The organism is Streptomyces sp. NPDC007896, from assembly GCF_042959425.1.
GTDB lineage: Bacteria > Actinomycetota > Actinomycetes > Streptomycetales > Streptomycetaceae > Streptomyces.
In genome coordinates, this window is record NZ_JBIBKX010000005.1 from 439,815 (window position 1) to 461,242 (window position 21,428).

21 protein-coding genes and 3 pseudogenes are annotated in these 21,428 nt (G+C 68.8%); 11 read left to right on the forward strand and 13 right to left on the reverse strand.

Features of this window, described 5'->3' with window-relative positions:
* Positions 1–152: 152 nt before the first annotated feature.
* Positions 153–320, forward strand: a pseudogene (locus ACFZDJ_RS19550) (transposase); the annotation flags it as partial.
* Positions 321–358: 38 nt separating this feature from the next.
* Here the strand turns inward: ACFZDJ_RS19550 and ACFZDJ_RS19555 are convergent.
* On the reverse strand, positions 359–814 hold the full coding sequence (locus ACFZDJ_RS19555) for a VOC family protein (protein WP_390935116.1): 456 nt from the start codon (positions 812–814) through the stop codon (positions 359–361).
* A 291-nt stretch (positions 815–1,105) separates the two neighbouring features.
* On the opposite strand from ACFZDJ_RS19555, the gene ACFZDJ_RS19560 reads away from it, so the two are divergent.
* Complete coding sequence (locus ACFZDJ_RS19560) at positions 1,106–1,711, forward strand: dihydrofolate reductase family protein (RefSeq protein ID WP_391060398.1); 606 nt, start codon at positions 1,106–1,108, stop codon at positions 1,709–1,711.
* Between the two features lie 129 nt (positions 1,712–1,840).
* Here ACFZDJ_RS19560 and ACFZDJ_RS19565 read toward each other — a convergent pair whose 3' ends face one another.
* The gene (locus ACFZDJ_RS19565) at positions 1,841–2,689 is read right to left on the reverse strand and encodes a GNAT family N-acetyltransferase (RefSeq protein WP_391060400.1); all 849 of its coding nucleotides are present in this window, start codon (positions 2,687–2,689) and stop codon (positions 1,841–1,843) included.
* 325 nt (positions 2,690–3,014) lie between these two features.
* Between ACFZDJ_RS19565 and ACFZDJ_RS19570 the strand changes: the two are divergent.
* The 3 genes and pseudogenes from ACFZDJ_RS19570 to cas6e all read left to right on the forward strand — a co-directional run.
* Positions 3,015–3,230, forward strand: a pseudogene (locus ACFZDJ_RS19570) (transposase); the annotation flags it as partial.
* A 316-nt stretch (positions 3,231–3,546) separates the two neighbouring features.
* Complete coding sequence (locus ACFZDJ_RS19575) at positions 3,547–3,711, forward strand: hypothetical protein (protein WP_391060402.1); 165 nt, start codon at positions 3,547–3,549, stop codon at positions 3,709–3,711.
* The gene (gene cas6e, locus ACFZDJ_RS19580) at positions 3,708–4,376 is read left to right on the forward strand and encodes a type I-E CRISPR-associated protein Cas6/Cse3/CasE (protein ID WP_391060404.1); all 669 of its coding nucleotides are present in this window, start codon (positions 3,708–3,710) and stop codon (positions 4,374–4,376) included. The genes ACFZDJ_RS19575 and cas6e overlap by 4 nt, the downstream gene beginning before the upstream one ends.
* 99 nt (positions 4,377–4,475) lie before the next feature.
* Here the strand turns inward: cas6e and ACFZDJ_RS19585 are convergent, their stop codons facing one another.
* The gene (locus ACFZDJ_RS19585; protein ID WP_391060406.1) at positions 4,476–5,330 is read right to left on the reverse strand and encodes a trypsin-like serine protease; all 855 of its coding nucleotides are present in this window, start codon (positions 5,328–5,330) and stop codon (positions 4,476–4,478) included.
* Between the two features lie 555 nt (positions 5,331–5,885).
* The gene (locus ACFZDJ_RS19590) at positions 5,886–6,500 is read right to left on the reverse strand and encodes a DUF998 domain-containing protein (protein WP_391060408.1); all 615 of its coding nucleotides are present in this window, start codon (positions 6,498–6,500) and stop codon (positions 5,886–5,888) included.
* Between the two features lie 385 nt (positions 6,501–6,885).
* On the opposite strand from ACFZDJ_RS19590, the gene ACFZDJ_RS19595 reads away from it, so the two are divergent.
* Positions 6,886–7,560, forward strand: coding sequence for a Type 1 glutamine amidotransferase-like domain-containing protein (locus ACFZDJ_RS19595; RefSeq protein WP_391060410.1), 675 nt, complete (start codon positions 6,886–6,888; stop codon positions 7,558–7,560).
* Between the two features lie 566 nt (positions 7,561–8,126).
* Entirely contained in the window at positions 8,127–9,602 is a 1,476-nt protein-coding gene (locus tag ACFZDJ_RS19600) for an MFS transporter (RefSeq protein ID WP_391060412.1), read from the forward strand.
* A gap of 180 nt (positions 9,603–9,782) precedes the next feature.
* Here the strand turns inward: ACFZDJ_RS19600 and ACFZDJ_RS19605 are convergent, their stop codons facing one another.
* A complete protein-coding gene (locus ACFZDJ_RS19605) occupies positions 9,783–10,709 on the reverse strand; it encodes a helix-turn-helix domain-containing protein (RefSeq protein ID WP_390935099.1) in 927 nt (308 codons plus the stop codon).
* A 139-nt stretch (positions 10,710–10,848) separates the two neighbouring features.
* Here ACFZDJ_RS19605 and ACFZDJ_RS19610 point away from each other — a divergent pair, with 139 nt between their 5' ends.
* Positions 10,849–11,544 carry an SDR family NAD(P)-dependent oxidoreductase gene (locus ACFZDJ_RS19610; RefSeq protein ID WP_391060414.1) on the forward strand — a complete coding sequence of 232 codons (696 nt, stop codon included), beginning with the start codon at positions 10,849–10,851 and terminating at the stop codon, positions 11,542–11,544.
* 468 nt (positions 11,545–12,012) lie between these two features.
* On the opposite strand, the gene ACFZDJ_RS19615 is transcribed toward ACFZDJ_RS19610, so the two are convergent.
* Positions 12,013–12,774 carry an SDR family oxidoreductase gene (locus ACFZDJ_RS19615; RefSeq protein ID WP_391060416.1) on the reverse strand — a complete coding sequence of 254 codons (762 nt, stop codon included), beginning with the start codon at positions 12,772–12,774 and terminating at the stop codon, positions 12,013–12,015.
* 37 nt (positions 12,775–12,811) lie between these two features.
* Positions 12,812–13,663 carry an SDR family oxidoreductase gene (locus ACFZDJ_RS19620; RefSeq protein WP_391060418.1) on the reverse strand — a complete coding sequence of 284 codons (852 nt, stop codon included), beginning with the start codon at positions 13,661–13,663 and terminating at the stop codon, positions 12,812–12,814.
* Positions 13,664–13,781: 118 nt separating this feature from the next.
* Between ACFZDJ_RS19620 and ACFZDJ_RS19625 the strand changes: the two genes are divergently transcribed.
* Together ACFZDJ_RS19625 and ACFZDJ_RS19630 are read left to right on the forward strand one after the other, a co-directional pair.
* Positions 13,782–14,753, forward strand: coding sequence for a LysR substrate-binding domain-containing protein (locus tag ACFZDJ_RS19625; RefSeq protein ID WP_391060420.1), 972 nt, complete (start codon positions 13,782–13,784; stop codon positions 14,751–14,753).
* Positions 14,754–15,237: 484 nt separating this feature from the next.
* Positions 15,238–15,408: pseudogene (locus ACFZDJ_RS19630) on the forward strand (ATP-dependent DNA ligase); the annotation flags it as partial.
* A 26-nt stretch (positions 15,409–15,434) separates the two neighbouring features.
* On the opposite strand, the gene ACFZDJ_RS19635 reads toward ACFZDJ_RS19630, so the two are convergent.
* The 3 genes from ACFZDJ_RS19635 to ACFZDJ_RS19645 form a co-directional block, all read right to left on the reverse strand.
* Entirely contained in the window at positions 15,435–16,247 is an 813-nt protein-coding gene (locus tag ACFZDJ_RS19635; RefSeq protein ID WP_391060423.1) for an RNA-binding domain-containing protein, read from the reverse strand.
* A gap of 71 nt (positions 16,248–16,318) precedes the next feature.
* Entirely contained in the window at positions 16,319–16,702 is a 384-nt protein-coding gene (locus ACFZDJ_RS19640; protein ID WP_391060425.1) for a limonene-1,2-epoxide hydrolase family protein, read from the reverse strand.
* Between the two features lie 46 nt (positions 16,703–16,748).
* Positions 16,749–17,657, reverse strand: coding sequence for an alcohol dehydrogenase catalytic domain-containing protein (locus ACFZDJ_RS19645; protein ID WP_391060427.1), 909 nt, complete (start codon positions 17,655–17,657; stop codon positions 16,749–16,751).
* A gap of 86 nt (positions 17,658–17,743) precedes the next feature.
* Between ACFZDJ_RS19645 and ACFZDJ_RS19650 the strand changes: the two genes are divergently transcribed.
* Positions 17,744–18,304, forward strand: a complete 561-nt coding sequence (locus ACFZDJ_RS19650; protein WP_383744004.1) for a MarR family winged helix-turn-helix transcriptional regulator — start codon at positions 17,744–17,746, stop codon at positions 18,302–18,304.
* 601 nt (positions 18,305–18,905) lie between these two features.
* Here the strand turns inward: ACFZDJ_RS19650 and ACFZDJ_RS19655 are convergent.
* The 3 genes from ACFZDJ_RS19655 to ACFZDJ_RS19665 form a co-directional block, all read right to left on the reverse strand.
* Positions 18,906–19,511: a TetR family transcriptional regulator gene (locus ACFZDJ_RS19655; RefSeq protein WP_390935081.1), complete on the reverse strand. Its 606-nt coding sequence runs from the start codon at positions 19,509–19,511 to the stop codon at positions 18,906–18,908.
* 179 nt (positions 19,512–19,690) lie between these two features.
* Positions 19,691–20,545: an alpha/beta fold hydrolase gene (locus tag ACFZDJ_RS19660; protein WP_391060429.1), complete on the reverse strand. Its 855-nt coding sequence runs from the start codon at positions 20,543–20,545 to the stop codon at positions 19,691–19,693.
* A 117-nt stretch (positions 20,546–20,662) separates the two neighbouring features.
* Positions 20,663–21,409 carry a glucose 1-dehydrogenase gene (locus ACFZDJ_RS19665; protein ID WP_391060431.1) on the reverse strand — a complete coding sequence of 249 codons (747 nt, stop codon included), beginning with the start codon at positions 21,407–21,409 and terminating at the stop codon, positions 20,663–20,665.
* Between the last annotated feature and the right edge of the window lie 19 nt (positions 21,410–21,428).

A 21,428-nucleotide genomic window follows, 5' to 3' on the forward strand; every position in this document is an offset into this window, starting at 1 on the left:
TTGTACGTGGTGAGCCGCCTTGGACACCAAGTGATCAAACCGGACAATCCACGAGAACGACGCGACCATGGCGGCGGAGCGCCCCAGTAGTCCCCAGGATCCAGTCCTGACCAACCACCTTCCGGTCAAGATCAGTTGCGGGACAACCCTAGAAAGAGGAACACAACGCCTCCCACCACAAAGTCCGCGCCCGCGTCGAGCACGCCTTTGCCCGCATGAAGAACTGGAGGACCCTGCGCGACTGCCGCCTCAAGGGCGACGGCGTCCACCACGCCATGCTCGGCATCGCCCGGCTGCACAATCTCGCCCTCACCGGATAGGCGGCGAGCCGGCCGCACGCTCTACCGCCTCCAATTGTTCAATGAACGCAGAACTCGTTGCCCTCCGGGTCCTGCATCACGACGAAGAATGAACCCGAGCTATCCGATTCCTCGATGCGCAACCGGGACGCGCCCACGCTCTCCAGCCGCGCCACCACGGCAAGCACTCGCTCCTTGCGAGTGGCAAACGGGACGCTACGGCCTCCGCTCACACTCAGATCAAGGTGGAGCCGGTTCTTGACGACCTTCGACTCGGGTACCTGCTGGAACCAGATCCGCGGGCCGACGCCAAGCGGATCGATGACGGAGTCACTGCAGTCGCCTGCGCCCAGCTCCTCCTCTGACAGGCCCTGGTCCAGCCAGTACGCGCGCCAGGTAGCGAACGGTGCAGGCGGCGACTCGACTTTGTAACCCAGTGCAGCGGCCCAGAATGCCGCGAGCCGCTCGGGCTCAGTACAGTCGATGGTTATCTGGAGTTTGGGATTGGTGATCACCAGCCCACTGTATCGGCCGTATCAGTGCCGACTCTTCGAGTTGCGCCAAGGACTGTTGGCTCCCGGTGGATACCGAGACCTGCTCGGTGATCGGCGCTGGCGAGCTCTCGGAAGGATGATCGTGCTACGTACACCGCCTCTTCGAACGCACGCCGTCCGGTTCCCCACAACGCCCACCCGCACCACTGGAACGTCATTGCGGGGACAAGCCTTATAGCGCTGCGCCGCGGAAGTTCCGCCGATGAGTTTTCGGCGGTTGTGCGGTCTACCCGTCGACGAAGGGAGCGCACCATGCGCGAGATCATCGTTTGCACGTTCCTGACGCTGGACGGCGTCATGCAGGCGCCGGGCGGTCCGGACGAGGACGCTGAGAGCGGCTTCGAGCACGGCGGCTGGCAGAAACCGGTGGCCGACGACGAGGTCGGCGCGGCCATCGCCGGTTGGTACGAGCACTCCGACGCGATGCTGCTCGGCCGCAAGACGTACGAGATCTTCGCGTCGTACTGGCCGACCGCCGATCCCGACAACCCGTTCACCCATCGGATGAACAGCATGCACAAGTACGTGGCGTCTCGGACCCGGACGTCCGTCGAGTGGCAGAACTCCACGCTGCTGGAGGGCGACATCGTCGATGCCGCACGCAAGCTGAAGGCGTCCGACGGCGGCAACATCAACGTCGTCGGCAGCGGCGACCTCGCCCAGACCCTCATGCAGCACGGCCTCGTCGACGAGTACCGGCTGACCATCCATCCGGTGATCATCGGCACCGGCAAGCGGCTGTTCGCCGACGGAGCGATCCCCACTGCGCTGGAGCCCGTCAGCGTCTCGACGACGAAGGGCGGCACCATCCTCGGCGTCTACCGGCCGAACGGTAAGCCCAGCTACGACAGCTACTAGCGGTCAACGCTCCCGGGTTTCTGAACCCCCTGACCCGCGAAGGAAGAGCGTCCAGAGGTGCAGCCGGTGCTGCAGCCCGCTGCCCCAGCAGCCAACGGGCCTGTACCTGAAGCGGTTACTGTCCCGAGCCTACGACCGTGCGGGTTGGTTGGCGATCAGAAGGGTGATATCGGCAGTGCAGAAGCCCAGGCGGGCGTAGATACGGGCGATGACGTCCTCCGCGTAGGCGAGGAAGACGGTATGCACCCCGTGGTCGCGGGCGTGGGTGGCCAGGGCCACCGTGACAGCGGCGGCAAGACCCTGGCGGCGAGCGGTGGGCAGGGTGCCGACACCGCCGATCTCGGTCGTGCCGTTCGTCGGGTGGTAGTGGCCGGCGGCGAGCGGGGTGCCGTCCGGGGCGAGGGCAGCGATGAGTGTCTTGTGCCCGGCGTGGATGGCGGGGCGGATCGTTGCGACCGTGCCGTCCGCGGTCAGTTCCTCGGCCGCCGCCGACAGTTCCGCGCGGCCCGCCGAGCCCACCGCGGTGCCCGCCTCGGCGAAAGCCAGGCGGGGAAGGGCGAGGGCTGCGGGCAGCGCCGGGTCCTCGGCCGACAGCGCGCGGATCGTGACGCCGTCCGGCAGAGGCTGCGGGAGCACCGGGCGGTGCGGGTCGAGGGCCATCAGCGGGCGTTCTTCCACCGGGAGCCCGACGGCCTCGATACGGGCGCGCAGCATCGGCGCTGCCTCAGCGAGCCACTCGAAGGCTTCCGGCACGCCGAGTTCGCGCTGCCGGGCACGCACCCGGGCGATGTCGGCGGCGGTGACGACCGCGGAGCCCTCTGTCGTGGGCTGAGCGTGACTCGGACCGCCGTAGTACGGGGTTCCTGGCTCCTTTCGCACAAACAGCCGCAACGGACCGAACGTTTCGGCGTCGGCGAACAGCAACGGCACAGTGGCGTAATACTGCTCGATACGGGCACGCAGCGATAGGTCGCTCATGCGGCGCATCCCACCACGAAGCGGCGGCGTGCCGCATCCAAAAATTGCCGTCCGGAACCGACACAACCTCCCCCAACGCGTCCGCATAGAGACACGGCAGCAGTGCCAGAGAAACGAGGTGCCGCACTCGGGCCTATCGCCAGAGGCAATCCCTTCAGAAAGCGTCACGCCGTGACGCCTTCATGTTCCAGTGGGCTCGGCCCGCCTTCCTTGGCCCGCTCCTCCTCGCCCCCAGCACCCTCTCGATGGTCTTTCCACGCCTGCCAGGCGGCTTTGAGGCCCAGCGCGAGCGGCAGCAGACCGAGATAGGGGATGGCAGCCTCACGAGGGCACCATGTCCCAGGCCGTCCAACGCTGCGGCCTGCGCAGATCCCGCTATGGCGGCCTGGCCAAGACCAGCTTGCAGCACCAGCTCACCGGCGCCGCGATCAACCTCGCCCGCATCGATGCCCACATCACCCAAACGCCTCGGGCCAGCACCCGCACCAGCCACTTCGCAGCCATTCGCCCCGCCGAGCTCATCTTCGACGGAGCGAAATAGACCCAAGCCTCGAAATAAACCAACAGCATCAGAGCGATACCGGGGCCGGGCTACTTGCTGCGCCGGCGGCGTCCGAAGAGGGTTTCGCGCAGGTCGGGTACTGGCGCAGGCCGATGCGTCGCTGGCCAGGTGCCCTACGACAGTCCGTGGAAGGCTTCCTGACGGCCCAACAGCAGGACGTCGATGCCGGGGACGCGGACTAACTGTGTCGTCTCATGAGGTTGGTGTCACCTCAGCGGCGAGGCTCGCGCCCGGCCATGCCACGTACGGGCCCGCGGCGCGCTTCGTTCTGAGACGCTTCCCGCGGTGCGTCAGTGTGCGCTCACCCGCTCGACGCCGGAGATCCAGCGACGGGGGCTGGGGCGCAGACACCGTCCACCTCCCCGACACCCCCCGCGGCGGACTCGGCACCGCCTACCTGACCGCCCTGCACACCTACCTGAACTCGACCAACAGCGAACTGCAAGGAGGTGCGGCATGACGCTGTGGCTCACCCGCATCCAGCCCGACCTCCGCCACCGCGACGTACGCCGCGACCTGGCCAGCGCCGTCGGCATGCACCACCGGCGGATGATGCTCTTCCCCGACGGCCTCGGCCCCACCGCCCGCAACACGCTCGGTGTCCTCTTCCGCATAGAAGACACCGCCGGCCCCGCCCGCAGCCCACAGATCCTCCTGCAAAGCCGCGAACACCCCGACCCCAGCCGCCTTCCCGCCGGCTACGGCACCACCACCACCAAAGATATCTCCGCACTGATCAGCCTGCTCAGCAACGGCCTGGCCGTCCGCTACCGCATCGACGCCAACCCCGTCCGCAAACCCGGCCACACCATCAGAGCCGCCACCGGCGCCAAAGCCGTCATCCCCCTGTCCGGCGCCGACGCCGACGACTGGTGGGCACGACAGGCCGAAGAACGCTCCGGCCTGAAACTGACCAGCACCCACACCACACCGCTCACCGCCGCCCGCGGCGAACGCCACCAGGACAAACACCACATCCGCCATACCCGCACCCGCTTCGAAGGCACCGCCGTCGTCACCGACCACACCACCTTGCAGCAACGCATCCTCGAAGGCATCGGCCGCGGCAAGTCCTACGGCTGCGGCCTCCTCAGCCTCGCACCCCTCGCCAACCCCGCAAGATAAACCACCGTCCTCCCCGCGCAGGCGGGGGTGAGCCGCGCTAGCAAGCGTCCAGCCGCAGTCAGGCTCTCGACGGCCGTGCGAGGGCGCGGGAGGCCGGGGTCAGTTTCCGTCCTCGTCCTGGGCGCGTTGGTAGAGCTTGGCGATGTCGTTGTCGAAGTACGCGGCATAGGAGACGGCGTCCTCGTCACCGCCGCCTTCATGGCCGCCCAGGACGCCGATGACGGTGCCGGTGTGGCTCTTGGGATCGTAGTCGGCGAGCCAGGGGCTGCCGCTCGTGCCGCCCTCGAAGTCGGTGCACTGGATTCGCAGTTGGGTGTCGCTGAATTTCGTGGTGCGGTTCTGGCAGGAGATCGGGGTGTCACGGCTGGTGGGGTAGCCGGTGATCTTGACTTCGTTGTTGAAGCCGCGATCTATGCCGAGGCTGTTGCCGCCCAGGACGTCCTGGATGTTCTTGCCGTCCTTCGGGTCGACCGTGAGGAAGGCGACGTCGAGGTCCTCGTCCTGCGTTTTGGCCCAGCGGTCGTCGACGACGACCTTGTTGACCTTCCACAGGCCGGTGGGTTCGTTGCCGTTGCGGTAGTCGGGGGCGAAGACCAGGTCGTCCACCGGCTTCCCGGCGTCGGTGTCGAAGGCGCAGTGGGCCGCGGTGATCAGCATGTTCCGGGCGGGGCTCTGCACCACGCTCGCGGTGCAGAAGTGGGCGCCGTGGTCGTCCTTCTCGAAGACCGTGCCGATCCGGGCGTTCTCCGTGGTCCTGCGCGGGGTGTACGCGGTGCCGTCCTGGGCGGGGGCGGTCGCCGAGGGGTCCTGGTCCTGAGGGGTCTGGCCCGGCTCGCCGGACTTGCCGTAGCTGCTGCGCCCGCTGTCTCTGCTCGTGTGGGTCTCCTCCGCGGCGGAACCCACCACTGCGGCTGCCCCCACGATGACCAGCGTCAGTGCCATGCCAGCCTTCATGGAGCGAAACGGTAGCTCAGTCCGGGCATGCCGGTCAGCCCGGGGTGAGGCAGACGGGCTGACCGGTCCCCGACCCTACTCAGGGCGGCCACCGAGCGGGCGCACCCGGCAGCGGTACTGATTCGACAGAGGCGCCGGCCCGTCGCCGCCGAGCGGCCATCCAGGACGTGGTTCGGCCGAACCACTTCGTAGACGTGCTGCCGCGCCTCGAACGGAAGTCCCGGAAGCGTTTCGGTCGAAACACTTCCGACGTCCTACGCGCCTAACTTGCCCGAAGCCGGAGCACCCCATCTGATCTGTATGGACCACCCCGAGCCATAGCAGGGATGCGGCGGACAACTCGCTGCGGGAGCAGTACGCGGCGGCGATCAGCGAAATCTGGAACGGATGGATGGCCGCCTGGACCGTCGACGTTCCAGACCCGGAGGGCGACCCCGCCGCCGCCGCCGTCCTCGCCGTCCGCGACCGGGAGTTGGAGCGCCTGCGGGCCCGGCTCGACGAGGCGCAACAGAATGCCCTCGCCCTCGACCAGGGCCGCGAGGAACTCGGCAACCATCAGGTGCGCAGGATGCGCAGGGCGAGCAATGTCTGCCAGGTCCAGCCGATCGTGAGTGAGAGGCGCTGGATCAGTCCGCCGAGGTCGACCCAGCGTTGATGCTGGCTGAACGCGGCACTGGCCAAGGCCATCATTGCTGCGAAGAGCACGCCGCTGGCGATCGAGTAGATGGCCCACCCGGGTGAGTGGGACAGGGCGAATACGAAACAGGCCACCGTAAGGGCGAGGAATCCGATGAGCGAGAACAGGTCATGCAGCGCCCCTGCGCGGGTGTGGTGCTGGAGCTGATCAGGGGTGCCGGGAGGATAGCCGCTCACCGGATCCGTCCGGAAGGCGCCTGCACCCAGCAGGCCCACCGCCCACACACCGATCAGCAGAGCACCCCACTGGGAAGGCCCTACACGCCACAGACCCACCGCGAAGATCAGCGACAGTAAGCCCGTGAGGAGGAAGTTGACGGTCTGCGCCCACCCGGCGCGGCCGAGGGAGAGCGAACTGACGGGATGACGGAACGGCCTGTAGTCCACACGGCCGGCGCCTTCCAGTAGATACGTGAGGGTGAACACAGGGCCAGCGGCCATCCCGCAGGCAAGAAGCGCTTGATTACCCATCATGTCAACATAGGTTGACGAGGCGGGGTGCGTCAACCTATGTTGACATGAATGTGAGCGTCCCACGAGACTCGCTCAGGCATCGACTCGCGCGTCTGCTCCGCGAGATCAATTGCGGAACAACCCTCAGGGCCCCTGACCGGCATCCGAACGCCACGACTACAGCGACCCCATAGTGGGGCCAATCGACTCGTTCACGACAAGCCTTGAAGATCGCCAATCGGGGCCAGCAGACTCGTTCCCCTGGGGCCAATCGACTTGTTCGAAGCTAGGGGTCCTCCCCGCGCAGGCGGGGGTGACTGCCTGTTCCTGATGCGGCCATGCCATGACGGTATTGGTGGATCTGGGGTTCGTTGCGCGCGCCCGTCAGCCGTGCTTGGCTCGCCCGATGAACCTTCTGTTGACGGCGAGTGGCCTGCGCAACGAGACGCTGCGGGATGCGCTGCGGGACATGCTGGGAAAGCCGTTCGGATCGGCGAACGTCGTGTACGTTCCCACGGCATCAGTCGCCGAGCCCGGGGACCACGGGTGGTTCGTCGCGGACATGAACCGGCTGCACGGCCTCGGCTGGCGGGAGTTCGACGTCCTGGAGCTGAACGGCCTGCCCCGGCAGATGGTGCTCGACCGGCTGCTCCACGCCGACGTCATCTATGTCGAGGGCGGCAGCCACTACCACCTCGCGCGCAGCATCACCGGCAACGGCCTGACCGACGGCTTCCTGGAGGCGCTGGAGAACCGGGTCTATGTGGGGGTCAGCGCCGGATCAATGATCTTCAGCCGTCATCTCACCGGACACTCCGCCGACGTCATCGGGGACACCACGGACCTCCACGTGCTCGGCGCGACGACCGTGGAGCCGCCGTTCGGCCTCTTCGACTGGTATCTCAAGCCCCACCTGTACTCGCCGGATTTCCCCGAGCGGGACGACGCCTGGGCTGATCGCATCGCCGCGCGGGCGGACTTCCCGATCTACTTCATCGACGACGAGACGGCCGTTCGCGTCAGGGACGGCAAGGTGGATGTCATTTCTGAAGGCCGGTGGCGGTTCCATACCGGAGGATGAGACACGGGCACTGAGCCGAACGGCTTCCACTTCACCGCGATTGACGGTGGGTCCTCCCCGCGCAGGCGGGGGTAAGCCGTAGCCGAGGCCGAAGGTGGATTCGGGGCCTTCGTCCTCCCCGCGCAGGCGGGGGTGTCGAGAGGGGGTGAGACGTCAACGTGCCAGTTCTCAATAGAGTGTTGACAGTCCTCCCCGGGGTGAGCCGGTGGAGCCGTTGTCGTCTCGCTGCTCGCGCCGGTCCTCCCCGCGCAAGCGGGGGTGAGCCGGACATCCGCACGGCGTTCGGCGGCCGGAGGGAGTCCTCCCCGCGCAGGCGGGGGGTGAGGCGCTGAGCGTGCACCATCCCACCAGTCCTCCAGACGGGGAAAGCCGTGGCGGTGCAGTGGTTGTCGGTCAGCAGGTGCGTGATGTTGCCCCGCGGTTGCCTCCGGACGGGAGGCAATGCGCCACGTGGCCCCGGCCTGTCGGCCCTGTCGATCCGATGCTTCCGCTCCGCGCCGGTCACTGCGACTCCTAGGATGAAGCGTTGCTGGCTGCCCGCGCGGAGGGCGCCGAGCATGGGGGCCATGACCTCGTCCCCCCGTCCTACAGCCGCCGCCCGAACCGCGGGCGATTCCGCCCAGCCGGCCACCGGCCTGACCAGGGCCGGCCTCGCCGTGCTGATCACCGCGGTCTTCCTGCCCCAGGTCGACTTCTTCATCGTCAACGTCGCGCTTCCCACGATCCAGTCGTCGCTGGAGGCGAGTGCCGGCGCGCTCGAACTCGTCGTCGCCGGCTACGGGACGGCCTATGCCGCGACACTGGTCCTCGGCGGGCGGCTGGGCGACATGATCGGCCGGCGGCGGATGCTGTTGATAGGGATGTCCGGCTTCGTGCTCACCTCGCTGGTCTGCGGGACGGCTCCCGGGATCGGCGTCCTGCTCGCGGCGCGGATCCTGCAGGGGGCCGCGGCGGGCCTGGTCGTCCCCCAGGTGATCGCAACGCTCCACGCGACGCTGAGCGGGGAACGGCGGCACCGGGCCCTAGGGCTGTACAGCTCGGCCGCGGGCGCGGCGATCGTGGTCGGCCAGCTCGTCGGTGGCCTGCTGGTGACCGCCGACGTCGCGGGCACCGGATGGCGGCCGATCTTCCTGGTCAACGTGCCGATCGGTGCGGTGGCCCTGATCGCGGCCGGGCGCTTCGTCCCGGCGTCCCGCTCGCCACACCCGCTCGGGCTCGACCTGGTGGGGACGCTCCTGTTCGCCGGGACCCTAGTGTCCCTGCTGGTGCCGCTCGCGGAGGGACCGACGATCGGTTGGCCCCCGTGGAGCTGGGGCGCGCTGGCGCTGGTGCCGGTGCTCGCGGCGGCGACGGTCGTCATCGAACGTCGCGCCGAGGCGGCCGGGCGGGTGCCGCTGCTGCCCCCCTCGCTGCTGCGGCTGCGGTCGATGAGGCGCGGCTTCGCGATGCACCTCCCCTTCATGCTCACCTACGGCGCCTTCATGTTCGTGTTCGCCCTCACCGTCCAGACGGGCCTGCACAGTGGGGTGCTCGGCGGGGGTCTGGCGGTCCTCCCCCTGGCGGTCGCCTACTTCGCCGGGTCCCTCGCCGCGCCGCGCGCCATCGCCCGGTTCGACGCCCGCCGCGTCGTCGCCGTCGCCGCGGTGGCCGTCGCCCTCGGCCTCCTGGTGCTCGTCCTGGTCACCGTGACCACGTGGCCGCACACCGACTACTGGGCGTTCGCACCGGGACTCGTGCTGGCGGGGGCCGGCCAGGCGCTCGTCTTCGCCTGCCTCTTCCGGCTGATCCTGCTCGACGTCCCCGAGCACCTGGTGGGGGTGGGGGGCGGTGTGGTCACCACAGCGCAACAGTCCGGCCTGGCACTCGGGGTGGCGACGCTGGGCACGTTGTTCGTCGGGCTTGAGAAGACCGGCGTCGGCACCGCCTTCGTGGTGTCGCTCGCGGTCCAGGCCGCGATCATGCTCGCGATCGCGGCCGGCTCGCTCTCTCTGCCCCACCTGCATGCGCGACCGGGGGAGACCGGGGTTGCGGTCGACGTGTGACCGCCCGCGGACCGAAGGAGTGGCGTGGCCAAAACGGTTTGATCCGCCGCCGCGGCTGATCGTCGGCACCTGCCACTGACCAGGGGCAAACGGCGAGACGGTGGCCGATGCCCCACTGGCCGGTCTGCTGCACCGCGGGGGACTGACCCGACGACCGGGCCGGCTGAGCGCGGGACGGGCTCAGCCGGCGTCGGCGACCAGCCTGGTCAGCCGCTCGACGGTGTGGGGATCCGCGGGGAGCAGCACCTGCAGGCGGGTCGTCGAGCCGGGCGCGACCCAGGTGTTGGAGACAGTGAAGGTCATCCGACCAATCGCGGGGTTGTCGATCTGGCGCAGCACACCGGCGTCGACACCGCGGACGGAGTGCCGGTCCCACAGTTCGGCGAACTCCGACGACTCCGCGCGCAGCCGCGAAACCAGCGCCTTCCATCGGCCGTCGTCGACGTGCTCGGCCATTGCGACGCGCAGGTTCGCGACCTGGCGAGCCGCGGCCTGCTCCCAGTCGACGACGCGCTCGCGCCAGCGAGGCTCGGTGAAGGTGAGCCAGACGCAGTTGCGCTGTGCGATCGGCACCTCGTCGAGGTCGGTGATCAGCAGGCGCATCGCGCTGTTGTAGGCGAGCAGGTCGAACTTCCCGTTCTGGACGCAGGCGGGGTAAGGGTCGAGCTTGTCCAGCACGGCGTGCAACTCGGTACTCACGGCGTTGCACTCCGCGACCACGGCGTCGTCCACGGCACCGGCGAGCCGGTAGAGGTGGTGGCGCTCGTCGTGGTCCAGGCGCAGTGTGCGGGCGAGCGCGTTGAGTACCTGCGGCGAGGGGCGCACGTCGCGGGCCTGCTCCAGGGCCGTGTACCAGGTGACGCTCATCCCGGCGTGCTGGGCGACCTCCTCCCTGCGCAGACCGGGGGTGCGCCGCCGAGTGATCGCCACGATACCGAGCTCGCTCGGCGACATGCGCTCGCGCCGGCTGCGCAGGAAGACGGCGAGCTCTCGGCGCCGGACAGCCGCGCCGTCAAAGTCGCCGCGGCTCTCAAGACCGATGGCATGACCGGAACCGGGCGACGGGTCGACCGGCTCCTCGGGCCGCGGCACGGTGTACACAACCATCAGGATCCTCCGGGGGCAGCCAGCCAGCCCCCCACTCAGTCTGGAAGCTAGCATCAGCAGTGACTTGATACCAGTCTTGGGACCGGAAACGATACGGCCATCGGCCTTGTGCACCCTGCTCTGAAGGAGCCCTCCTACCGTGTCCGCCGTTACGTCCCCCTCGCCGCATCCCGCCGACGCACGCCACCTGCTCGTGATCGGTGCCGGCCCCGGCATCGGCGCCGCCACTGCCCGTCGCTTCGCCCGCGACGGCTACCGGGTGACCCTGGCCGCCCGGCACCGGGACAAGCTTGAGGAGCTCGCCGCCGACCTGCACCCAACCGGGGCCGAGGTGGCCGTCGTGCGCGTCGACGCGGCCGACCCCGGGCAGCTGCGCGAGGCGTTGAGCTCGCTCTACGCGGCCCCGAACCCGCCCGGCGTCGTGCTGTACAACGTTGCCCGGCTGACGCCCGACGACCTCCTGTCGGCCGCGCCCGAGGACCTGCTGGGCGCCTACACCGTCGACGTCGTCGGCGCGGTGGTGGCCGCCCAGGTCGCGGTGCCGGCCATGCGAGCCTCCGGCGGCGGCACGTTGCTGTTCACCGGTGGCGGTCTGGCCGACCAGCCGCACCCGAGCCTCGCCACGTTGTCCCTGGGCAAGCTGGGGCTGCGCGGGGTCGCGAACCTGCTGGGCACCCAGCTGGCCGACGACGGCATACGGGTCCTCACCCTCACGGTCAACGGGGCGGTCGAGCCGGGCACCCCGTTCGACCCCGATCACATCGCCGAGCGGTACCGGCGGGCGATCGACGACGCCAAGCCGGGTTTCGTCGACGAGCACTTCAACGGGGCCTGAGCCGGCGCCATCCGGACCAGGGGAGCAGCACGAGTTGGACAGCCTCCTGCCCCTCGGCCGGCTCCCCCCGGACTGGCACCACCGGGGGGACCGGAATCTCGCCGCCCTGTTCCCGCTCCAGGAGACCTGGGCCTGCAAGAGCGAGCCCCTCGCCGACGACCACCACGAGCGCGTCGCCACTGTCTACGACAACGGCTCTGTCGCGCTCGGCACCGACGGTGGACCCGCCTACTGGGTCCTCGTCGTGACCGGTCCTGAACACCTGCCGGTCGCCAACGCGTCACGACCGCCACGGCAGGTCGCCACGCCCCGCGGGCTCGTGTACTTGGCACTACTTGATCCCGTTATCTTGTTCGCCTTGGTGCGGGCCAAGCGGCAGGACTCCGTACTCCATGCAGCCTCGACAATGTTGATTCCACAGAATGCGGGTGTGGCACGCCATGTGGCTGCAGCGCATCGACACCAAAGTCACGGCTTCGTGGCGGGAACGGGCCCGAGGAGGTAGCCGCCGTCGGCGACGAACTCCGCGCCGGTCGAGTAGCCGGCGTCGTCCGACGCGACGAACAGCACAAGGCTGCTGATTTCGTCGACGTCGGCCAGGCGAGGAATGGGCTGGTCGTCGATGCCGACGATGAGTTCGCCGGTGGCAGGGTCGTAGGCCAGAGGAGTCTCGATGATGCCGGGGTGCACGCCGTTGACGCGGATGTTGTCCCGGCCGAGCTCCTTCGCGCTGATCCTGGTCAGTCCCCGGATGCCCCACTTGCTGGTGCCGTAGGCGGCCAGCCCTGCGGCGGCGCCGATCCCCGCAGTGGAGTTGATGTTGACGATGGAGCCGCCGCCGCGTCGGCGCATCGACGGCACGGCCGCCCGCGTGCCCAGGAAGGTGCCGACGAGGTTGGTGTCGATCACCTCCCGGAACTCGTCCGGGGTCAACGACATGGTGGTGCCGACGATGGCCCGGGCCGCGTTGTTGACGAGAACGGAGACCGGGCCGAAAGCGGCTTCTGCGGTGGCGACGGCAGCGGTCCAGTCCCGTTCGCTGGTGACGTCGAGCTGGGCGAATACCGCACGGTCGGTGCCGAGCTCGTCGAGGAGTCCGGTGACCTGCTCCCGACGGCGGGCGCCGACCACCACGCGGGCGTCCTCGGCGGCGAAGCGGCGGACCATGCCGGCGCCCAGGGCGCCGGCGGCGCCGGTGACGATGACGGTCTTGTCGGTGAAGCGTGGCATGGCAGAGGTCCTTTTGCGGTGAGTCGATGGTGGGGCGTCACGTTCGGGGCGGCGTGAAGCCGTCCCGGTCGGTGGAGAAGGCGACCTCGCGCTGGGCCTGAGCGCTTTCCAGCCGGGCGGTGAGGGCGTCGTGGACCAGGTGGTAGGCGTCGGAGCCGAGGAGCTGGCGCCGCGGCGGCTCCTTGAGGTCGCCGATGCGGATCATGGCTTCAGCGACTTTGCGCGGGTCACCGGGCATGGCCTCCAGGGGCACGCTGCTCTTGCCGTGGGTGAAATCCGCGGCTTGGGTGCCGGCGTAGGCGGGCAGCTGTGAGGGGGTGCTGTCCGCTGCGCCGTAGAAGTCGGTGGCGACCATGCCCGGTTCGATCAGCGTGGTGTGGATGCCGAACGGTTCGGTCTCCAGCGCGTAGGCCTCGAAGAAGCCCTCGATGCCCCACTTGCTGGTGTGGTAGAGCGACATCGCGGGGAAGGCGATATGGCCGCCCATGCTGGAGGTCTGCAGGAAGTTGCCACCGCCCTGCGCGCGCAGGTACGGCGTCACCGCGCGCGCGAGCTGGATGGGGGCGATCACGTTGGTGTCGATCTGGCGCTCGATCTGCTCGTCGGTCAGCTCCTCGGCCAGGCCGATGAGACCGTAGCCGGCGTTGGAGACGACCACGTCGATGCGTCCGAGATCGGCGAACGCGCTGTCCACGACCTTCCGCATGCGTGTGGTGTCGGTGACGTCCAGCTCCGCGCGCCACAGCCGGTCGCCGTGTCGCGCGGCCAGGTCGTCGAGTCGGGCGGGGTTGCGCAAGGTGGCGGCGACGCGGTCGCCGCGTTCCAGCAGCAGCTCGGTCATCTGGCGGCCGAAGCCGCTGGAGGTTCCGGTGATGAACCAGGTCCTCATGTCGGTACTCCTTGGGTCGGACGGTCGGTTCCTGTCCTCCATGAGAGCGCCGCGCCCGCGACACGATCAACGACGAACGCCCGCATGGTCGACAGGCTGAACCTGTCAATATGGGGGTGTGGAGCTTCGCCAGCTGGAATACGCCGTCGCCGTCGCCGAGGAACTGCACTTCGGCCGGGCCGCGGCGCGGATGCACGTCACTCAGCAGTCGGTCAGTGAGCAGATCCGTCGTCTGGAGCGTGAGCTCGGCGCCCCCCTGTTCACCCGTACCAGCCGACGCGTGACCGTCACCGCGGTGGGCGAGGCGTTCCTGCCCGAGGCGCGCAGCGCGATCGCCGCTGTCCGCCACGCCCTCGACGTCGGCCGCCGCGTCGCCACCGGCACGGTCGACGAACTTCGTCTGGGCTACGCGGAGGATCTTGGTCCGCTGCTGTTCCAACTCACGGTGCCCGCGCTGCACGCCCGTTTCCCCGACGTCCGCCTGGCCCCGCGACCGATGACCACTGTCGCCCAGCTGTCCGAGCTCAGCGACCGCCGCCTCGACCTCGGCTTCTGCTGGACCACCGAGCACCCGCCGCCCGACCTGGCCTCGCTCCTGGTTGCCCGTGAACCGCTCGTGGTCGCGCTGGCCGCCGATCATCCCCTCGCCGCCCATCAATCGATCGACCCCGCCCAGCTGTCCCACCAGCCCCTGGTCATCGTCGAGCGCGAGGTCAACCCATGGCTGCACGATCATTTCGTCAGCCAGCTCGAAGCCCGAGACGCCACGGTGACCATCCACCGCGAGATCTCCAGCCTCGACCGGCTCCTCCCCTTGGTGCTCACCGGCTCGGCCATCGGACTCACCATCACCAGCGCAGCCGCAGCCAGGCCTTTCGCCGGAGTCGTCTATCGCCCCTTCACCGACCCGAGCCCCTACGCCGGCCACAGCATCGTCTGGCACCGCGACACCACCGATCCCGCCGTCACCGCGCTCATCGACATCGTCCGCGAACTGCGCGATACAGGAGCCTTCCTCCCACCCGAAGTCCCGCACGAACCCGACGAGCCACACCGCGGCACCGCCACCGACGACACAAGGCCAGACTGACCAACATGGTCACCTGGGGAATTCCGTGACCGCACGATGTCAGGCGGCCTGCCGGCGGGACTCAGGAGGAGCATCGTGCCGAACTCCCGCATGAGTGGGGTCTCTTCACGCGGCCACGCGAGCTCCCGGCGGGTGAAGTGACCCGCCGGCCCGTGATCGACATGGCGCTGGACGATAGCCCGTGGACAGCTCAATAGCGCATAACCGAAGTCGGACGGCTTCCGCGCCCAGCTCGCCGTGTACGCGGACGGGCGGGTGATGCTGCGCTCCCGGCAGGGAACAGACATGACCGGCTCGTCCCCGAGATCCAGGCGGCGGCCCTCGCGCAGCTGCCGGCGGACATCGGGCTGGACGGCGAGCTGGTGGTGTGGGAGTCCGACCGGCTGGCGTTCGAGCGGCTCCAGCAGCGTCTCGCCCAACGCGGGGGGCCGCTGCAGCCGAGGCAACGCGCCGGTGGCCGGCGCACTACGTGGCCTTCGACCCGGTGCACGCGGGCAAGGACCTGACCGGCTGGCCGTACGAGCGGCGGCGTGCCGCCCGGGAAGCGCTGTTCGCGGACCGCAGTCTGAAGGCGCCGTTGACGCTGTGCCCGTCGACCACCGACCCGGTACAGGCGGAACAGTGGCTGGGGTGGTCGGCGGCCGGGCTGGAGGGGCTGTGCTTCAAGCGGCTGGACGAGCCCTACCGGCCGGTGCGGTCGTGGCGGAAGTACAAGGTGCGTGTCACCACCGAGGCGGTCATCTGTGCCGTCACCGGTTCCCTCGCCGCGCCCCGGACGGTGCTGCTGGGCCGGTGGAACCCGGCTCGCCGGAAGTGATGGAAGCCGTCGACCGCGCCGTGGCAGATGTCCAGCAAGGCGTGCGGAAGGGGGGCGTCGTTCAGTGCCTTCGTGAGCGTGGCGAGGGTGCGTTCTGACAGAGGGCGCCACGCCGCTGCCTCGCCGATCGGCACGTTGATGCCGGTACGGAAGATGAAGTCAGCTGTCGGGGACCCGTCGTTGTCCTGCGGGATCTGCGGGGACGTGACGTGCTGCCCCATGGGCACGGCTTCAGCCAGGCGGTCCTCGCATGCGAGGGCCAGGAGGCGGTCGCGGTCGGCCGAGGCGTTGCGGCCGCTCAGCCGGATCGGCGCTTTCATGTCCATCAGGAGCGGGCGAGGAGCAGCGTTGGGATCGATCTTGATGACGATCACGCTCCGGCCGGAGCCGTCGTCCAGCGGAACCGGGATGAACTTAGGCTCCCATGGCGGGTCGAACTTCTCGTAGCAGCCGCTGACGATCTGGTCGAGCGCGCTCTGCGCGTCGACGCCTACGACCCGGTCTTCGCCGTCGGCGGCTCGGTCGTTGACACCGACGAGGATCATGCCGCCGTAGGTATTGGCCATGGCGGCGATCGACTTCAACAGGCTGGAGGAGTACTCGCGCTTGAACTCCAGCGTCTGGCACTCGACCTGATCCGGGCGCGCGGCCAGCGCTCGTATGCGCTCAATCGTCAAATCCGCCATCCCACCTGCGAAATCAGGATGAAAAACCTCAATGTGAGCTCGAGCGCTGAGGAGGTCCAGCCTTATCCCATCCGGCTGGTGAACTGGCTCATGTCGAAATAGTCGCGCCAGGCGTTGATCTTGCCATCAGTGACCTCGAAGGTCCCCATGACCGGCAGTTCGAACGATTTGTCAGGGAGCTTGAAGACGTCCACCCGCTCGGTCATCACGATCGGTCCATCGGCTGCGATGTTGATGACGCGGAACTCGATGTGCTCAATGCCTGGCGGGCCAGGGCGGATGAACGAGGTGATGGTGTTGGCGATGGCCTCCCGGCCGGTGATCGGCTCCAGCGGGATGTTGTGGTAGATGGCGTCGTCGGTGAAAAATGCTGCCAGCTCGGCGGCCGCGGTGTTGTCCGACCACGCCGCGCAAAACCTGCGCACTACCTCGATCGGGCTCTCCATCTGGCTCCTCCTGCGGTCGATCTTGACAGTACGCCGCGATAGGACGCTAAGCGGTAAGGATGAGCTTTTCGTGCGCTGTGCCCACTTCGAGGAGGGCGTGCGCCTGCGCGGCGTCCCGCATCGGCAGCAGCCGCTGGGCACGCAGGCGGAGTTGCCCGGAAGCGAGTAGCGGCATGGTCTGCTCGACCGCGTCGGGGGCACGGTCCGGGGTGGGGGCGGAGAGGGCGACGCCGAAGTCGGCCGCGTGCTCGTCCGCGAGGGTGATCACGCGCGCGGGGCCGCCCGCGAGTTCGACAGCGTCGCGCAGGCCGCCCTTGCCTCCGGCGTCGAAGACGGCGTCCACCTTGCCGACGTGCGCGCGCATCTGCGCAAGGAGCGCCGATCCGTAGCGGACCGGGATCGCGCCGAGATCCTTGGCGAACTGCTCGTCGCTCGGGCCGGTGGCGCTGAAGACTGTGAGGCCCTGGGATACGGCCAGCTGGGTGGCGATCACGCCGACCGAGCCTCCGCCCCCGAGGACGAGCAGAGTCTCGCCGGAGGTGACGCCGAGCTGGCGCAGGACGCCGACGGCGGCTTCGGCCGAGGCGGGCAGCGCTGCGGCGTCGGCCCAGCTGACGGTCTCCGGTTTGACGGTCCAGGCCGAGGCGAGGGCGTATTCGCCGTACCCGCCGAGCGTGGGCAGCTGGGCGGCGACCTCGTCACCCAACAACACGCCAGTCACGCCCGGGCCGAGGGCGTCGACGGTGCCGGCGGCCTCGAAGCCGAGAACGGCGGGGTCGGGCAGCGGGAAGACCTCTCGGAGGTCGCCGCGCCGGATCTTCAGGTCGGTCGGGCCGACTCCCGCCGCGTGTACGCGCATCCTGATCTGGCCAGGCCCGGGTGCGGGCAGGGCGACTTCCGACCACACGAGCGTCTCGGGCGATCCGTATCCGGTGAGCACTGCTGCGTACGGCATGGGTCCCCCTGCTCCTGGCGGTCCGCGCGAGAGGATATGGGAGCGGCACGCCTCGACGGTGGTGCTAGACAGAAAGCATAGGTGACATGTCACGCAATGCCAACGGCGGCGCGCCGGTGCCCGAGGGCGGGTGGCTCGACGGCGAACAGCAACGAGCCTGGCTGGCGTACATCCGGGTTCAGCTGCGGCTGACCTACGAGATGAATCGCCAGCTGCAGTCCGACAGCGATCTGTCCCTGCCGGATTACGATGTCCTGACGGCCCTGAGCGTCGCCGACGGGGGCCCGATGCCGATCACGGTGCTGGCCGCGCAGATCGGCTGGGAGCGCAGCCGGGTCTCGCACCACGTGCGGCGGATGGCCAAGCGGGAACTGGTGAGCTGCAGCCTGTCTGCGAACGACCGGCGCGTGACCGAGGTGAGTCTGACCCAACACGGCCGAAAGGTGCTCGAGGCCGCGGCTCTGGGACACGTGGAACTCGTGCGTCGCCTGTTCTTCGACGGCTTGCCGCGCGAGCTTGTCGGGCCGCTCAGCCATGCGCTGGAGAGCGTCTACGCGAACATAATCGCGCAGGGCACGCTGCCGCCGCCGGTGGACTGGCACCCGCCCGGGGCGAGTGACCGGCGGCGGGCGCCGGGCTTGACTTAGAGACCACCCGATAGGTCACGCGACAGACGATCAATCCCGGCGACCACAACCCCCTACCAGAATCCCGGCGATCACAACCCCCTACCAGCGCGAGTACCCCACACGAGTGCCATACCAGCCCGCCCACCAGCAGCTTCAAGTTGGAATTCGCTCAATGGGTGTGGTCGGGTTTCCGTACCACCGTGCGGTGGACGCGGGTACGGAAACCCGATGTGCCAGCGGTTCTGCCGCTACAGGGCCAGTCGGTGCACGCTGCCGCCGCGCAGGCCCGCGTACAGGCACGACTGATCGGGATCGACCACCAGGGCGCGTACGTCGAGGAAGGACGGGCCGTCGGAGGCATCGTGCCAGGTCGTGCCGTTGTCCCGGGACCGCAGGACGCCTTGACCCGCCGGTGATCACCGCCGGGTCACCCGGGTACCGAATGCTGGCCGTGGCGGCGAACAGGACGCCGTCATGCTGGGCGAACGCGACGACGCGCTTGGATCGCGGGTCCGTTCGATGCCCGCGGTGTGGAAGGTGGTGCCGTTGTCGTCGCTGTAATGCCCTCGGACGCCCCGGTTGAGCTGGTCCTCAGCGGGGGCTTCGGCGTCTCACCGGATTACTGCCCGGCGTCGACCAGTTCCTTGTCCCTGACTGCGGCGTCGAACAGCGCCGCAGCTGCCGCGCGGGCCGTCGTCGCCGCGGACGGATCCCGGTCCATCCGTGCCGAAACCCCCGCACCGTCGTACAGAAGGTGCAGCTGCCGCGCCAGGCCCTCGGCGTCGGTGACGCCGGCCTCCCGCGCCAGATCCGTGAACATGGTCCGCACCCACAGCCGGTACCGGTCCGCGGCGCCCTCGACGGGGCTGCCGTGCCGTGCCTCCGCGCTGGCCGTCATGTGCGCACAGCCGTTGAAGTCGGGTTCGGTGAACAGCTGGCCTTGCGCGTCGAAGACTCCGAGGAGGCGTTCGCGTGGCGTCCGGAACCGGGTCAGGGCGCGTTCGACCTGGTCACGGGTGTTGGCGTGGCGGGCGTCGAGGTATGCCTGGACCAGTTCTTCTTTGCTGCCGAACAGGTTGTAGAGCGATGCCTTGGCCACGCCGGCCTTCTGCACGATGCGGTCGATGCCGACGCTCTGCACGCCCTCGCTGTAGAACAGCTCGTCGGCGGCGGCCAGCAGACGTTCACGCACGGACGGCTTCGAGGCGTTGGCCTTGGTGGGCATGATGGCTTCCTTCTTTCAGACTGGCGGTCCAGTTTACGGCTCCGCGCGGGGACTTATTCGCCTTCTACCCCGTCCAACAGAGCCAGACAGACCTGTCTTCCCTCGCTGACGAGCAGAGGCGGTCACCGTGCTGCGGTGATCGCCTCTGCTCTGCGGGCCTGCTACCTGGCCGCTACGTCCTAGCGGTCGAGGAAGAGCCTGGTGTGGGCGACGAACCGCTCGGGGTACTGGAAGTGGGCGCCGTGGTTGGCGTCCGGGTAGATGATCAGCTCGGCGTCCGGGAGGAACTGCTGGAGGATGTACGAGTTGATCGTGGGGATGATGATGTCGTCGGTGCCGTTGACCACCAGGACCGGGATCGTGATGTTCTTCAGGACCGAGTACGCGGGGTCCTTCGTGGCGCCGTAGGTGTGGATGGCGGTGCCCTGGCCCGCGTAGACCTGCTTGCCGAACGGGGAGGCGTCGCGGTCCTTGCGGGCCACGATCCGCTCGACGTATGCGCGGCCCAGTTTCTGACTGGTCTCGGTCGGGGCGAACAGGACCGGGAGCCACATGTCTTCCTGCCGGGGCAGCTTGACGGTGAACAGTGCGGCGGTATCCGCCGGCGTCTCGCCGATGCCCACGCCGCCGCGCGGGCCGGTGCCGATCAGCACCAGCTTGCGGGCCAGGTCGGGGCGCTGGATGGCGACCTGCTGGGTGACCAGGCCGCCCATGGAGTGGCCGACCAGGTCCACGCTCGTCAGCCCGAGGGCGTCGATGAAGCTGCCCGCGTCGGTGGCCATCTGCTCGATGGTGTCCGGGACGACGCCGCTGGTGGAGGCCACTCCCGTGTTGTTGAACAGGATGACCTCACGGTCGGCGGCGAATCCGTCGCTGATCGCCGGGTCATGGTCGTCGAGGTTGCCGATGAAGTGCTGGAAGAACACCACCGGTGTCCGGCCGGCGGCTGTGTTGCCGAAGCGCCGGTAGGCGAAACGGATGCCGCCTGCCTCGACGAACTGGGTCGGAGCGGTGTCGTGGGTGTGATCGGGCATGCTGGCGCTTCTCCTCGGATCAGCGTGTGGAGGTGAGGTGGTGGGCCGGGCGGCGGATTCCGGCAGCCGCACGTGGGGGCGTCCGGGTGCACAGGGAAGCTCTGCACCCGGAGCGGATCAGTTGGCGGTGTGACCGCCGTCGGCGTTGAGGATGTGGCCGGTGATGAACGACGCCTCGTCCGATGCGATGAACACGATCGCGGCGGCGACCTCCTCCGAGAGCCCGAGGCGGGCCAGCGGGACCTCGCTCACCAGCGCTGCCTTGTTCTCCGGTGTGCCGGTGAAGCGGGTCAGCATGCCGGTGTCCGTGGGGCCGGGGGCCACACCGTTGACGCGGATTCCCGAGGCTGCGACCTCCAGGGCCACCGACTTGGTGATGCCTTCGACGGCGTGCTTGCTGCCGACGTAGACGGAGGCTCCGGCCGCACCCTCGTGCCCGTAGGTCGAGGAGATGTTCACGATGCTTCCGCCGCCTTGTTCCTGCATGACGCGGACCTGGTGCTTCATGCTCAGGAGCACGCCGAGGACGTTGGTGTCGAACGTCGCGTTGTACGTTTCCGCGCTCTGGTCGGTGATCAGGCTTGGCCGGCCTTCGGTGCCGGCGTTGTTCACCGCGACATCCAGACGGCCGAACCGTGCGACGGTCTCGTCGACCATGGCGCGTACGTCGTCCTCGTTGCGGACGTCGGCGTTGATGAACTCGGCCCACGAGCCGGCGGCACGCAGTTCCTCGACCAGGGCCTTGCCGGCCTCATCGCGGCGTCCGGTGACGACCACGTTCGCGCCCTGCTTGGCGAAGGCGACGGCGGCGGCGCGGCCGATGCCGGTGAGGGCACCGGTGATCAATACGACGGGGTTGTCCATTGCCTTGCTCGGTTTCTGT